The 14,374-nt window shown below is 73.3% G+C and carries 13 protein-coding genes and 1 pseudogene; 7 read left to right on the forward strand and 7 right to left on the reverse strand.

Annotated elements, in window-relative coordinates:
- Positions 1-48 precede the first annotated feature (48 nt).
- The 7 genes from JWR81_RS03425 to JWR81_RS03455 all read right to left on the reverse strand — a co-directional run bounded on the left by JWR81_RS03425 (position 49) and on the right by JWR81_RS03455 (position 6,441).
- On the reverse strand, positions 49-504 hold the full coding sequence (locus JWR81_RS03425; RefSeq protein ID WP_297646474.1) for a tellurite resistance TerB family protein: 456 nt from the start codon (positions 502-504) through the stop codon (positions 49-51).
- Between the two features lie 34 nt (positions 505-538).
- On the reverse strand, positions 539-1,369 hold the full coding sequence (locus JWR81_RS03430; protein ID WP_297646476.1) for an HAD family hydrolase: 831 nt from the start codon (positions 1,367-1,369) through the stop codon (positions 539-541).
- Positions 1,366-2,517, reverse strand: a complete 1,152-nt coding sequence (locus JWR81_RS03435; RefSeq protein WP_297646478.1) for a cysteine protease StiP family protein — start codon at positions 2,515-2,517, stop codon at positions 1,366-1,368. The genes JWR81_RS03430 and JWR81_RS03435 overlap by 4 nt, the downstream gene beginning before the upstream one ends.
- Positions 2,514-3,878: a phosphoribosyltransferase family protein gene (locus tag JWR81_RS03440; protein ID WP_297646480.1), complete on the reverse strand. Its 1,365-nt coding sequence runs from the start codon at positions 3,876-3,878 to the stop codon at positions 2,514-2,516. Before JWR81_RS03440 ends, JWR81_RS03435 begins: the two co-directional genes overlap by 4 nt.
- A gap of 28 nt (positions 3,879-3,906) precedes the next feature.
- Complete coding sequence (locus JWR81_RS03445) at positions 3,907-5,082, reverse strand: HpcH/HpaI aldolase/citrate lyase family protein (protein ID WP_297646482.1); 1,176 nt, start codon at positions 5,080-5,082, stop codon at positions 3,907-3,909.
- A gap of 74 nt (positions 5,083-5,156) precedes the next feature.
- Positions 5,157-5,861, reverse strand: coding sequence for a tellurium resistance protein (locus tag JWR81_RS03450; RefSeq protein ID WP_297646484.1), 705 nt, complete (start codon positions 5,859-5,861; stop codon positions 5,157-5,159).
- A 4-nt stretch (positions 5,862-5,865) separates the two neighbouring features.
- Positions 5,866-6,441 (reverse strand): TerD family protein, encoded by a 576-nt coding sequence (locus tag JWR81_RS03455; protein WP_297646485.1) that lies wholly within the window; start codon positions 6,439-6,441, stop codon positions 5,866-5,868.
- Positions 6,442-6,625: 184 nt separating this feature from the next.
- On the opposite strand from JWR81_RS03455, the gene polA reads away from it, so the two are divergent.
- The 7 genes and pseudogenes from polA to JWR81_RS03490 form a co-directional block, all read left to right on the forward strand.
- Positions 6,626-9,433 carry a DNA polymerase I gene (gene polA, locus JWR81_RS03460; RefSeq protein WP_297646487.1) on the forward strand — a complete coding sequence of 936 codons (2,808 nt, stop codon included), beginning with the start codon at positions 6,626-6,628 and terminating at the stop codon, positions 9,431-9,433.
- Positions 9,315-10,655, forward strand: coding sequence for a DUF1015 domain-containing protein (locus JWR81_RS03465; protein ID WP_297646489.1), 1,341 nt, complete (start codon positions 9,315-9,317; stop codon positions 10,653-10,655). The genes polA and JWR81_RS03465 overlap by 119 nt, the downstream gene beginning before the upstream one ends.
- 350 nt (positions 10,656-11,005) lie before the next feature.
- A complete protein-coding gene (ruvC, locus tag JWR81_RS03470; protein ID WP_297646497.1) occupies positions 11,006-11,575 on the forward strand; it encodes a crossover junction endodeoxyribonuclease RuvC in 570 nt (189 codons plus the stop codon).
- Positions 11,572-12,174 carry a Holliday junction branch migration protein RuvA gene (gene ruvA / locus JWR81_RS03475; RefSeq protein ID WP_297646491.1) on the forward strand — a complete coding sequence of 201 codons (603 nt, stop codon included), beginning with the start codon at positions 11,572-11,574 and terminating at the stop codon, positions 12,172-12,174. Before ruvC ends, ruvA begins: the two co-directional genes overlap by 4 nt.
- A gap of 126 nt (positions 12,175-12,300) precedes the next feature.
- Entirely contained in the window at positions 12,301-13,326 is a 1,026-nt protein-coding gene (gene ruvB, locus JWR81_RS03480; protein WP_297646493.1) for a Holliday junction branch migration DNA helicase RuvB, read from the forward strand.
- Positions 13,327-13,400: 74 nt separating this feature from the next.
- Complete coding sequence (yajC, locus tag JWR81_RS03485; RefSeq protein ID WP_297646495.1) at positions 13,401-13,841, forward strand: preprotein translocase subunit YajC; 441 nt, start codon at positions 13,401-13,403, stop codon at positions 13,839-13,841.
- Between the two features lie 63 nt (positions 13,842-13,904).
- A pseudogene (locus JWR81_RS03490) lies at positions 13,905-14,374 on the forward strand (protein translocase subunit SecD); the annotation flags it as partial.

Genomic DNA, 14,374 nt, shown 5'->3' on the forward strand with positions numbered 1-14,374 from the left:
CGGTGCGTGGACACCGGTGCGGGCACCCGTGTCCACGCACGGCGGGTGCTACAGGTCGAAGTCGGCGGGCGGGATGCCCACCGCGTTGCACGCCTCGCGCACGGCCTGCTGCTCGTCCTTGTCGAAGTTGCCGTCGGCGCCGCCGATGATGATCCCGACCTGGATCACCGCCCGGGCGGCCTCCGGCTTCGACCTCAGCTTGCCGATCGTGGCGATGGCCTCGACCTTGCCGAAGTCGTAGTCCTTCTCCAGCTTCGACGAGTAGAACTCGAAGTGCCCCTGCAGCTCGCTGACGTCGAACACCGACAGAGCGTCGTTGCCGGAGATGAAGTTCGCGGTCCTGCGGCGCTCGTCGGCGGTGATGGTGCCGTCGGCGGCGGCGATCAGCGCGCACATCGCCATGCTCGCCTTCGCGAAGTCCTTGCTCTGGAACTTCGCGACCTGTGTCTTCGTCGACGAGGTCATATCGGTGATTCGGCTCTTGAGCTGGTCCCACAGCGCCATGGCGCGCGTTCCTTCCGGTTGTCGTGCGTGCGTTCTAGAGACTGCCGGAAGCGGACAAACTGCCGACGGCGGCACGATCGTGCAGCCATCGGAGCAGTTCCTCTCCGGCCCAGATCCCGGTCGCCGTCGTGACGGCCAGGTGGTCGAGGGAGAAGCTCGCGTCGGCCAGCTCTCCGTGGGCGGGGCGGATGGCGGCGTCGGCGACGGCGAGCAGCTCGGCGTCGAGCAGGGAGTCGCCCGCGGCGAGCAGCGGGCCGCCTCCGGTGCGGCGCCGGACCTCCACCGCGGCGGCCGACTTCGTCAGCGGGCGCGGTACGGCGTAGACCTTGCGGCCCTGCAGGGAGACCGCCCAGCCCCGGGGATCGCACCAGGCCGCCAGGTCGTCCACCCAGCCGCCGGGCAGCGCGGCGCGGTCGACGACCGCGTAGGCGAAGAGGTCGCCCGCCACCCGCCTGCTGTGCACGAACGGCCCGTCGACCGTGCGCAGGTGCGCCTCGACCTCGGCCTGCGGGGCGCAGCCCACGAGGGCCGTGCGCACGGTGGCCGACCAGTCCCCGTCCGGAACACCGTCGACGAGGAGGTGCCCGCCGTTGCTCGCGATGGCGTACCGCGCCGGCGGCCCGGGCAGGTGGACACGGGCGAGCTGCTCGGGGGTGCGGGTGGTGGCCGGGACCACCGTGGCCGCCTCCTGCAGCTCCTGCAGGACGGTGGCCGCGGCCTCGGTCAGGAACGACAGCGGGGCCCCGCGGTAGAGCTCGACGCACAGCAGCCTCGGCGCGTCGGCGTCCGGCACCCGCAGGTCCATCGCGGCCGCGGAGTAGATCACCGTCCGGTCGAGGTCCAGGCAGACCACCGGCCGCGTCATCGGGCCGCCGCCAGGCCGTCGGCGCCGGTGGCTCCGCGGGTGAACCGGGGGTGGATCAGGCCCACGCAGCTGTAGGGCAGCCCCTCCACCTCCTCGACGGGGACGCCGCGGCGCTCCGCGAGCAGCCGGATGTGCGCGAGGTCCGCGGCCGGGGCCCCGGCCCGCACCAGCACCCTCCACGGCACCCGGCGCAGCAGCACTCGGGTGGTCTCACCTACCCCGGGCTTGACGAGGTTGGCGTCGCCGATGCCGTAGTCGTCCACGATCCGGTCGACGGCGGCCCAGCCCGCGAAGTCGGGGGTGCGGTCCACCGGCGCGGTGGTGTCGCGCACGGCGTCGAACCCGGCCGTGACCGTGTCGAGGAAGGCGCCGGAGACGTCGGAACCGGCGAGCTCCGCGTAGAACTTCGCGCCGTGGTACCGGTCCGGGCCGATCAGCCGGTCGTTGAGCACGGTGCGCGACACGAGACCGGACACGGTGGAGTTGAGGCAGGCCGAGGCGATCAGCCAGTCGTCGCGGGTGCCGAACGTGCGGACGCAGCGGCCGGGGTCGGCGAGCACCGCGAGGTCGGGATCGAACGGGGTGCCGTCGAGCGCTGCGGCCAGCTCGCGGGCGATGGCGCCCTTGCCCGTCCAGCCGTCCACGAAGACGACGGTGGCGGGATCGTGGCGCTCGGCGAGATGGCGCAGCGCGAGGCGGTCGATGCCCCGGCCGCGGACGATCGAGACGCCGTAGTGCGGCAGGTCCAGCCCGTGGCGACGGGCGGCCCACCGCCGCAGCAGCACCCCGACGGGCGTGCCGGCGCGGGCGAGCGAGACGAGGACGACGTCGTGGCCGCGCTCGGCCAGCACCTGTTCGGCGACGGTGCCCACCGCCTGCGCCAGCCGGGGTGCCGAGGCGGCGAGCGCGTCGCGGTAGAGAGCCAGGTAGGCGTCGTCGGGCTGGTACTCCTGGGGCAGCGACTCGGCGTAGTGCGCGCCGCCGTTCTGCACCGCCTCCTCGCGCTCCTCGGTGGGCGCCTCGAGCGCGACGTCCGAGAGGTCGGTGAGCAGCCACGCGACCTCGTCGGGGGCGTAGCTGCCGAACGCCGGCCCGCGCAACGGCTCCGGGGTGCGCCGCGTCGACGGTTCGCTCGCGAGCTCGCTCACGGGGTGATCACGACGGTCGTCCTGCGGGTGTGCGGGGCCAGGGTGGCGAGCAGGCCCGACCGCAGCAGGGGGGTGTCGGCAGGCGGGTCGACCACGACGAGCACGTGGTCCCACCCCTGCTCGACGTTGTAGGCGAAGCGCGGGCCGGGCCCGTCGTCCGGGTCGTCGTGGGCCGGGAAGGTGAGGCCACTGCGCAGCGCGTACCCCGGCTCGTCGACGACCACGGCGGGGGAGCGGGAGGTGGTGGAGAACGCCACGTCGAGCCCGGCGTCGGCGAGGGTCTGGGCGAGCCGCAGCGGCAGCGCCATCAGCTCCTCCGTGCCGAGCACGAGGGTGCGCTCGCCGGGGCGCAGGTCTGCCGCCCGAGCCAGCCCCGCGGCCAGCTCGGGGAGTGTGGAGTCGAGCGCGCGGTGGTCGGCAGGGGAGAAGCCGTGCCGACCACCGGCGGGCAGCGTCACCGGCCAGCCGAGCTCGGCCAGCATCAGCCGCGGGTCGGGCTGCGCGCGGGTCGGACTCGGGGTGCGCCCGAGCGGGGATCCGGGCGGGGCCGTTTCGGGCCCGACGGTGGTGTGCGCGTCGATCTCGGCCCGGAGGGCGGCGGCGCGGGCGGTCACGTCCACGGGCAGCTCCACCGCGGCCCGGGCGAGCGACACGACGTCCAGCCGCGCCCCCAGCGCCCGCACGCCGTCGACCAGTTCCGTGCCGGGCGGCCGGACGTCGACCAGCGAAGCCACCACGTACCGCTCGCGCGGCGCGAGGGCGTGCAGCGCGGTGATCGTGTTGAGGACGGTGCGGCCGGTGCTCAGCTCGTCGTCGACGAGGACCAGCGGTCGTCCGTCGGTCAGGATCGCGGGGTCGTGGGGGAGCAGCAGGTGGTCGGTGGCGTGCGAGTGCTCCTCGGTGAAGCCGCCGGCCGGGGCGATCCCGGGCACGAGCCGCCGCGTGGAGTGCAGGTACGTCGCGCCGCCCAGGCCCTCGGCAACGCAGTGCCCGAGGGCGGTGGCGGTCTCGGCGAACCCGAGGACGACCGCGTCGGCGGTCGGCCCGACGGACCGTTGCGCATCGGTGTGCAGAGCCTGCGCGGACACCGGATCACCGGCCACGGCGCGATGCAGCAGGTCGACCGGCAGCTCCCGGGCCGGACGGTCGGCCAGCACGTCGTCGGCGAGCCCGCCCAGCAGCAGCCCGGTGGCGCGCACGAGCCGCGGATCGGTGGGCACGTGCTTGCCCAGCACCCGCGAGACGAGCAGCTGCGCGCGCTTCGGGTTGCGGCGCAGGGCCAGCCCGAGCAGGGGGGCGGCGTCGCCGAGGACCCGGACGCCGAGCCGGTCGCCCACCGGCGCGGTGGCAGGAGCGGTCACGATGCCGCCTCCGCTGAAGGGAGTGCGGTCATCGGGGCAGGCTCGCGGCCAGCAGGTCGACGAACGAGACGTCCTCGTGGGCCACGCCGAACACGCGGCCACGCCGCACCGTGGCCCGCGCCCACGCGGTGTGCGGGCGGATCTCGTTCATCTTGTTGCCGTGCCCCGACGCCATGACGCCGCTGCCGCGCCCGGCGGTGAGCACGTCGGTGGCGTCGCGGTGCTCCTCGGAGGACACCACCGACAGCGCGTTGACGACGGCGACGTGCGTGGGATGGATGGCGGTCTTGCCGGTCAGGCCGTTGGCCTTGTCCAGCTGGACCTCGCGGATCAGCCCGTCGATCGCCCGCGAGACGAGCTTGCCGCGCAGCTCCGGCTCGTTGTGCTCGACGAACGGCGTGCGCCGCAGCTGCGGGACGAAGATCCGCTCGCGGCCGGCGTAGTACTCCCACACCGGGCCGGTGACGGTGAACCCGGTGCCGTCGGCGCGACCCAGCACGTTGACGACGTCGGCGATGAGGTCGGCCACCACCCTGATGTCGTAGATCGACAGGTCGGGCGAGCGGCGCAGCCCGTAGAGCGCGCACAGGTCGGTGGCGCCCAGGCGGATCGCCAGGATGCGACGGCGGTCGCGGTGCAGCAGCGCGCGCAGCCGCGTCAGCTCGTCGACGCGCGTCTCGGCGTAGAGCACGGCGCCCGACTCGATGACCGGCATCGCGCGCAGCGACGTGCCCGCGATGAGGTCGGCCTCGTCGAGCGCGTGCAGGTAGTCGGTGCCGCTCGCGGCGGTGAACTTGGGCAGGACGAACCCGTCGAGGACGGCGACCGCCGGGCCCAGCCGGCGGACCAGCGCCGGGATCTGCTCCGCCTCGCGGACGCGGACGAACAGCAGCGGCAGGTCCGGGCGGGAGTCGAGCTCCTGCTCGCGGTGGAGGATCGACAGGGCGTCGACGAGGTTGTCCTCGGCGTAGGCCACCTGCTCGTCGGCGATGGCGTCCTCGAGGCACGCCACCACCGACGTGACGCCCGCGGCCGTCTGCTTGGTGATGTCGGCGGCCAGCGAGGGCCGGTCGGCCGGCATGTACAGCGTGGCGCCGAGGGCCACCGAGAGCAGCTCCGCACCGCTGTCGCGGCGGAGCTGCTCCGGCGGCCGCTCGAACAGGGCGTCCCTGTCGGACGCGCTCAGATGACCGAAATGCCGCACGGCTCCGCCTCTCGTCGTGCGCCACCTCGTCGTGGCACGTCCTCCCCGACCTCCCTGATCACCGTGTGCGCGACTCACTTGCGGCCGCGCGCCCACTCCATTCCCCAGCCGTAGGCGCGGTCCACGTCGGCCTGGCCGCCGCGGATGTAGCGCACCTCGCGGCGCACGGTGAGCTCGCCGCCCGAGTTCTCGAGCAGGGCGATGACGCACGTGGGGGAGCCCGAGTCGGCCTCGTCGAGGCGCACCTCGATCTCGGGCCCGGACGCGGGGAACAGCGTGACGACACCGTCGGCCGCCGCCCAGTTGGACGCACCCTCGTAGATGAAGGCGAACACGAGGATGCGCTTGATCTCGGCGACCCGTGACAGGTCGATGAACATGTTCTCGCCGCCGGCGTTGCTGCCGGAGCGGTCGTCACCGTCGAGGCGGATGATCGGCGCGCCCTGGTAAGGGGCCTGGAACGCGTTGCCGAGCGCCTGGACGACGCCCTTGCTGCCGTCGGTGAACTCCCACAGGCAGGCCAGGTCGAGGTCGATGCCCGACCCGGCGCCCATGAGCTTGCCGAACAGCCCCTTCTTGGCGGGCTCGGCGCCGGAGCTCCACTGCAGGTTGACCCGCAGCTGACCGCCGGTGGCGCCGCGCTTGGTGAGCGAGACGCTCGGGGCCGACTTGGTCAGCGTGACCTTGGACAGCGAGACCGCTCCGCCGGCGGGCGCCGACGGAGCCGCCGTCGCGGCGGCATCCGTTCTCGGGGGCCGCTTGGTGTAGTCGATGGCCACCGGTTCAGACGTTGACGCCGAAGTCGCGGGCGATGCCCGCGAGGCCCGACGCGTAGCCCTGGCCGACGGCGCGGAACTTCCAGTCCGCCCCGTTGCGGTAGAGCTCGCCGAAGACCATCGCCGTCTCGGTGGAGGCGTCCTCGGTGAGGTCGTAGCGGGCGATCTCCTTCTGGTCGGCGGCGTTGATCACGCGGATGAACGCGTTGCGCACCTGGCCGAAGCTCTGCTGGCGCGTGTCGGCGTCGTAGATGCTGACCGGGAAGACGACCTTGTCGACGTCGGCCGCCATGCCGGCGAGGTTGACCTTGACCTGCTCGTCGTCGCCCTCGCCCTCACCGGTGAGGTTGTCGCCGGTGTGCTCGACGGTGCCGTCGGGGCTGGTCAGGTTGTTGAAGAAGATGAAGTGCTTGTCGGAGACGGCCTTGCCCTCCGCGCTGAGCACGATCGCCGACGCGTCGAGGTCGAACTCGGTGCCCGTGGTCGTGCGGACGTCCCAGCCGAGACCCACGACGACGTTGGTGAGTCCGGGTGCCTCCTTGGTGAGGCTGACGTTTCCACCCTTGGTGAGGCTGACGCTCAACGTACTGCTCCGCTTCTGCCCCGATGGGCATCTGTGGCGGGGGGCTCGTTCCCCCCGGTTCGAGCTGTGCCCGGCCGACCCTATCGGGATGAATCGGACGGGCGTCATGGCAACGGGCGAGTGTGCCCGTGCGTTCCCGACTCCCGCCAGGAACTGTCGGCGGGCGGTCCTAGACTCCCCGTCGATGAGCCCCGCGACCCGAACCTCCGCGCCATCGGCCGCTGCGAAGCCCGCCGCCCCGTCCTCGACGGGCAAGCGGTTGTTGCTGCTCGACGGCCACTCCCTCGCCTACCGGGCGTTCTTCGCGCTGCCCGCGGAGAACTTCCGCACTGGCACCGGGCAGACCACGAACGCGGTCTACGGCTTCACATCGATGCTCATCAACCTGCTGCGCGACGAGGTGCCCACCCACCTCGCGGTGGCGTTCGACGTCTCGCGCAAGACGTTCCGGTCGGAGCGGTTCACCGAGTACAAGGCGAACCGCACGTCCACTCCGGACGACTTCCGCGGCCAGGTCGACCTCATCAAGGAGGTCCTGAACGCGCTGGCCATCCCGTTCTTCGCGGTCGACAACTACGAGGCCGACGATGTCATCGCCACGCTGGCCACCCAGGCCGAGGACGACGGCTTCGAGGTGCTCATCACCACGGGCGACCGTGATGCGTTCCAGCTGGTCAGCGACAACGTCATGGTGCTCTACCCCAAGCGCGGGGTCTCGGATCTCGGCCGCATCGACCCCGGTGAGGTCATGGAGCGCTACGGCCTCACGCCCGCGCAGTACCCCGATTTCGCGGCACTGCGCGGCGATCCCAGCGACAACCTGCCCAACATCCCGGGCGTCGGGGAGAAGACGGCCGCCAAGTGGGTCCGCGAGTTCGGCTCGCTCGGCGAGCTGGTCGACCGCGTCGACGAGGTGAAGGGCAAGGCGGGCGACGCACTGCGCGCCCACCTGGCCGGGGTGCTGCTCAACCGGCAGCTCACCGAGCTCGTCCGCGACGTGCCGCTGGACGCCGTGCCGTCCCAGCTCGAGGTGCGGCCGTGGGATCGCGACGCCGTGCACCGGCTGTTCGACGAGCTGGAGTTCCGCGTCCTGCGCGAGCGGCTGTTCGCCACGCTGCAGAGCGCCGAGCCGGAGGCCGAGGGCGGCATCGAGGTGCAGGGGAGCGCGTTGGAGCCCGGCGCGGTCCGCACCTGGCTCGACGAGCACGCGCGCGACGGGCGCCGCGTCGGGTTGGCGTTCCACGGGCTCACCGGTGGGGTGTCCGACCGCGACCTCGGCGGCATCGCGCTCGCGGCCGGCGAGCCCACCGTCGAGGCCCGGGCCGCCGGCGCCGAGGCGGGGGTCCCGCAGACCGCCTACTTGGACGTCACCACGCTCACCCCCGACGACGAGGCCGCGTTGGGGGAGTGGCTGGCCGACGCGTCGGTCCCGAAGGCGGCCCACGACGCCAAGGCGGCCCTGCACGCACTGCGCGGCCGCGGCTGGACGCTCGCCGGGCTCACCAGCGACACCGCGCTCGCGGCGTACCTGTCGCGGCCCGGCCAGCGCACTTTCGACCTCGCCGACCTCGCCCTGCGGCACCTGCGGCGCGAACTGCGGGTCGACGGCGAGCCGGAGGGCGGCCAGCTCTCGCTGCTGGAGGGCGATGACGGCCTGTCGGGTGAGGAGGAGGCCGACGCCAAGCTCGCATCCGGTCAGATGGTGGCCGCGTCCGCGGTGTCGGAGCTGGCCGACGCTCTCGACGTCGAGCTCGCCGAGAAGGCCGCAGGCGGTCTGCTGGCCGATCTGGAGCTGCCGCTGGAGTACGTGCTCGCCGATCTGGAGGCGGCCGGCATCGCCGTGGACGGGGAGATGCTCTCGGGCCTGGAGTCGGAGTTCGGCGCGCAGGTGCAGCAGGCCGCACAGGACGCCTACAAGGTGATCGGCAAGGAGATCAACCTCGGCTCGCCCAAGCAGCTGCAGGTGGTGCTGTTCGACGAGCTGAACATGCCCAGGACCAAGCGCACCAAGACCGGCTACACCACCGACGCCGACGCACTGCAGACGCTCTTCGAGCAGACCGGCCACGAGTTCCTCTCGCACCTGCTGCTGCACCGCGACGCCATGCGGCTGCGGGTCACCGTCGAGGGCCTGCTGAAGTCGGTGGCCGACGACGGGCGCATCCACACCACCTACAGCCAGACCATCGCGGCCACCGGGCGGCTGTCCTCCACCGAGCCCAACCTGCAGAACGTGCCGATCCGCACGGCGGCGGGGCGCCGCATCCGCGAGACGTTCGTCGTCGGCCCGGGCTACGCGGAGCTGATGACCGCCGACTACAGCCAGATCGAGATGCGGATCATGGCGCACCTGTCGGAGGACACCGCGCTCATCGAGGCCTTCCGCTCCCAGCACGACTTCCACGCCGAGACGGCCGCGCGCGTGTTCGGGGTGGAGCCAACGGAGGTCACGCCCGCGCAGCGGGCCAAGATCAAGGCGATGAACTACGGCCTCGCCTACGGCCTCTCCGCATTCGGTCTGTCCAACCAGCTGCGGATCCCCACCGAGGAGGCCCGCGCGCTGATGGACGACTACTTCGAGGGATTCGGCGGGGTGCGCGACTACCTCGCCACGGTCGTCGAGCGGGCTCGCAAGGACGGCTACACCGCCACCATCATGGGCCGCCGCCGCTACCTGCCCGATCTCACCAGCGACAACCGCCAACGCCGCGAGATGGCCGAGCGGATGGCGCTCAACGCACCCATCCAGGGCAGCGCGGCCGACATCATCAAGGTCGCCATGCTCGGGGTGCACCGCGCGTTGGCGCAGGAGGGGCTGCGCAGCCGCATGCTGCTGCAGGTCCACGACGAGCTGGTGCTCGAGGTGGCCGAGGGTGAGCGCGAGGTCGTCGAGGCGCTCGTGCGCCGCGAGATGGCCGCGGCGGCGGAGCTCAGCGTCGATCTCGAGGTGTCGGTCGGGTACGGGCGGAGCTGGGACGACGCCGCCCACTGACGGGGCCGTCGGCGGGGGCGGGCTGGACGTCGCCCCGTTCGTCGCCACCCGCTACCGCGACCCCGCGCGCCTGCCCGTCCTGACGTCGCCGGCGTACGACCTCATCGAGCCCGCCGAGCGTGCGCGGCTCACCGAGGCCGACGAGCACAGCATCGTGCACCTGACGCTGCCCACGTTCGGCGCCGACGACGCCGCGCGGCGGCTGGCGCTGTGGCGGCGGGACGGCACGTTCGTCGTCGACCAGGCGCCGGCGCTGTTCCTGTACGACCTGGTCGAGGCGGGGCGGGTCTCCACCCGCGGCTGGGTCGGCGCCGTCGGGCTGCCCGCCGCCGGCGTGGTGTCGCCGCACGAGGCCACCGTTCCCGCGGCGGTGGCCGACCGGCTCGCGCTGCTCGCGGCCACGCAGGCCGATCTCGAACCGATCGTGCTCACGTTCGACGGCGAGCCGGCCGCGGCCGACGAGCTGGCCCATCGCTACGTCACCGGCCCACCCATGATCGACCTGCTCGACGGCGGGGGCGTCCGGCACCGCGTGTGGCGGGTCGTGGATCCCGAGCACGTCGCCGCCGTCCGGGCCGACCTCGCCGGCCGCCGGACGGTCATCGCCGACGGGCACCACCGCTGGGCGAGCTACCTCGGGCACCAGCGCGACCGCGGGGATCCGGGGCCGTGGGACCGCGGGCTCGCCCTGCTGGTTCCGACCGGGGACCACGGCCCGCAGGTGCACGCGATCCACCGGGTCGTGCCCGGGCTCGCGCTGCGCGGGGCAGCGGCATCGGTGTCCGGGGTGTTCCGCGCGGAAGCGGTCGATGCGCCCCCGGACGCGGTCGCGCTGCTCGCCGACGCCCACGACACCGCGGTGCTGCTCACCGACGGCACCGGCTGGGTGCGGCTGACCGACCCCGACCGGACCCGGCTGCTCGCCGCCACCCCGGAGCGTGCGGACGACTGGCGTGACCTCGACGTCGCCCTCGTGGACGTCGGCCTGGTGGAGGACCTCTGGGACGCCGCCGACCGGGTGCTGCTGCGGCACTCCGTGGAGTCAGCGGTCGCCACGGCCCGGGAGACCGGTGGGGTGGCGGTCCTCGTGCGGCCCACGCCCGCCGCCACGGTGCTCGACCTGGCCGCGCGCGGCGTGCTCATGCCGCGCAAGTCCACGCTGTTCGTGCCCAAGCCCCGCACCGGCCTGGTGCTGCGCTGTTTCGCCGACGAGCCCGCCTGACCGGCTCCCGCGCACCCGACGGAGGCAGCGGGTGGTGAGGCCGCGCGAGCGGCACGGGTTCGCGGGGCGGTGGCGCGGAAGCGGACCGGGCCGTCGCCGGAGTCGAGGCTGAAGATCGCGCCCTCCGCTGTGGGCCGTCTCGGCGTGCGGGGTCCGGGGCGGCCCCGGCATCGGGGAAGCGCCCAGTTCCGTGGGGGCGCCGTGGCGCCACGGGGTGACGCGTGCGGCGCGCCCTCGCGAGGCGGTGCGGGGCCGCCGGTAGCCTGCCCTCTCGAACGGCTGTTCGCGATGGCGTGTCATGGTGATGGTCGTGTCACGGCGGTGGTCGTGTCACGGTGAGGGGAGTGCGGGTGCGGGTGCTCGGCGTCGACCCGGGATTGACCCGGTGCGGGCTCGGCGTGGTCGACGGGTCGGACGGGCGCCGGGTGTCGTGCGTCGCGGTGGACGTGGTGCGCACGCCCGTGGAGGCGCCGTTGGAGCGCCGGCTGCTGGCGGTGGGCGCCGAGGTGGAGCGCTGGATCGCGCTGCACCGCCCCGACGTGGTCGCGATCGAGCGGGTGTTCAGCCAGCACAACGTCCGCACGGTGATGGGCACGGCGCAGGCGAGCGGGGTGGTGGCGCTGCTGGCGGCGCGGGCCGGGCTGCCGGTCGCGTTCCACACCCCGAGCGAGGTCAAGGCCGCCGTCACGGGCGAGGGCCGGGCCGGGAAGGAACAGGTCACGAGCATGGTCACGCGGTTGCTGGGCCTGGCGGAGGCCCCGCGCCCCGCCGACGCCGCCGACGCGCTGGCGCTGGCGATCTGCCACTGCTGGCGCGCCCCGATGCTGGACCGGATGGCGCAGGCCAAGGCCCGCAGCGACGAGCTGGCGAAGGCGCACAGGGCGCGGCTGGCCGCGGCGGCGAAGGCGGCGCAGCGGTGATCGCGTCACTGCGGGGCGAGGTGCTCCAGATCGGCCTGGACCACGCGGTCCTGGAGGTCGGCGGCGTGGGGTACGCCGTGTTCGCCACCCCGAACACGCTGGCCACCCTGCGCCGCGGCGAGCAGGGCAGGCTCGCGACGGCGCTCGTGGTCCGCGAGGACTCCCTCACGCTCTTCGGCTTCGCCGACGACGAGCAGCGCGACCTGTTCGGCCTGCTGCAGTCGGTGGCCGGGATCGGGCCGCGGATGGCGCTGGCCACCCTGGCGGTCCTCGCGCCCGACGACCTGGGCCGCGCCCTGACCGAGGGCGACGTCAAGGCGCTGACGCGGGTGCCGGGCATCGGGCCCAAGGTCGCCCAGCGGATGGTGCTGGAGCTCAAGGACAAGGTGGCGGTCCCCGCGGCGGCCCCGGCGTCCCTGCCGCTCGCGACGGGCACCGGTAACCCGCGCCGGGACCAGGTGGTCGAAGCGCTGGTGGGGCTGGGGTTCACGGCCAAGCCCGCTGAGACGGCGGTGGACGCGGTGCTGGCCGGCGACGCGGAGGCCGACGCGGCGAAGCTGCTCCGCTCGGCCCTGACCCGACTGGGCGGCTCCCGATGACGACCAGGCTCCCGAGTGCTCACCGTCTGCGGCGTGGGACCTGCACCCCTGCAGCTCCTGCACCACCGACCGTGATCACGAACGGGCGCGGTGCGCATCGGTGTGCGGAGCGGAGGGGGCGGTCGCGTGAGTGAGCTCACCCCGTTCGCCGAACCGGAGGATCTCGAGGCCGAGGCCACGCTCCGGCCGCGGAACCTGCGCGAGTTCATCGGGCAGCCGCGGGTGCGCGAGCAGCTGGAGCTCGTGCTGGAGGGCGCGCGCCGGCGCGGCGACCCGCCCGACCACATCCTGCTGTCGGGCCCACCGGGGCTGGGCAAGACGAGCCTCGCGCTGATCGTGGCCGCCGAGCTGGGTGCGGGGCTCCGTCTGACGTCCGGCCCGGCCCTGGAACGTGCCGGCGACCTGGCCGCGATGCTGTCCAACCTCGCACCCGGCGACGTGCTGTTCATCGACGAGATCCACCGCATCGCCCGCCCCGCGGAGGAGATGCTCTACCTCGCGATGGAGGACTTCCGCGTCGACGTGGTGGTCGGCAAGGGGCCCGGAGCCACCTCGATCCCGCTCGACATCGCGCCTTTCACGCTGGTCGGGGCCACCACACGGTCAGGGGCGCTGACCGGCCCGCTGCGCGACCGCTTCGGCTTCACCGCGCACATGGAGTTCTACGAGCCGGACGAGCTGGAGCTCGTGCTGCGCCGCGCGGCCCCGATCCTGGAGGTCGACCTGCGCCGCGACGGCGCCGAGGAGATCGCCGGTCGTTCGCGCGGCACGCCCCGCATCGCCAACCGGCTGCTGCGCCGCGTCCGTGACTTCGCGCAGGTACGGGCCGACGGCGCCGTGACCCGCCAGGTGGCCCGCGACGCGCTGGACGTCTACGACGTCGACGAGCTCGGGCTGGACCGTCTCGACCGCGCCGTCCTGAACGCCCTGGTCCGGTTGTTCGGGGGCGGTCCGGTCGGGGTGTCGACTTTGGCCGTCGCGGTGGGCGAGGAGGCGGGTACCGTCGAAGAGGTATGCGAGCCCTACCTCGTGCGCGCCGGAATGGTGGCGCGCACTCCACGGGGCCGGGTGGCCACTGCCGCCGCCTGGGCCCATCTCGGTATCGCCGCGCCGCCCGACGTCACCCCGGGCGGCCCAACGGCGTTGTTCTAGGCCCGAAGGCGTGGTAGTGGACACAGGCTGGCAGACTCGGGTGGCCCTCGACGACTTGCGGAGTTACGGAGACCATGGACCTCTCGCTGATCTTCCCCTTCATCATCCTGCTGCTGTTCATCCCCATCTTCCTGTCCAGCAGGAAGCAGAAGCGCGTGGTGCAGGAGATGCAGTCGCTGCAGGCCTCGCTCGAGTCCGGTGATGTGGTCCTGACCACGTCGGGGCTGCGCGCCACCGTCGTGGACGCGTCCTATGAGGACACCATCGACCTCGAGATCGCCGACGGCGTCGTCACCACCTGGGTGCGGGCCGCTGTCAAGGAGAAGGTCGACCTGTCGGCCCACGACGTGTCCGACCACGAGCGCGACTACACCGCGGACGACGCAGCCGGCGCGTCCGGCGCACCGCACGAGCCGTCGCCCTCGATCGACGTCGCGCCCAGCACGGCGCCCTCGCTCGACAAGACGCCGTCGCTGGAGAAGGACGACAGCAGCAAGGGCACCCCCCGTATCTGATCGCTCCCCGCCGCGGGGCCCCGGGAGCGGGGCAGCGGTGACATCAGGAAGAGACTCTCTGCAGTGGCAACCTCCCCGGGGCAGATCCGCCCCGCGCGTTACCTGGCGACGTTCGTCGGCATCGTGGTCGTGCTCTACGCGCTGGTGTTCTTCACCGGCGACGGGCGTCCGGCCCCCAAGCTGGGCATCGACCTCCAGGGCGGAACGCAGGTCACGCTGGTGGCCCGTACCGAGTCCGGAGCACCGGCTCCCCGTGACCAGCTGGTCCAGGCGCAGCAGATCATCCAGCAGCGTGTCGACGGGCTGGGTGTCGGCGGCGCCGAGGTCGTGCTCGACGGCAACAACCTGACGATCACCGTTCCCGGCGACCAGGGCGAGCAGGCCCGTTCGCTGGGCCAGACCGCGCAGCTGCGGTTCCGTGAGGTCATCGGCGGCCCGGTCGCGTCCGCGCCTGCCACCGCCGCACCGCGCACCGCCGGCACTCCGGCGACCTCGGGTGCCGTGCCCCCCGCGCCCACCTCGGCCCCGGCCGT

Origin of the sequence: Pseudonocardia sp. (assembly GCF_025965585.1) — a bacterium.
Lineage (GTDB): Bacteria > Actinomycetota > Actinomycetes > Mycobacteriales > Pseudonocardiaceae > Pseudonocardia.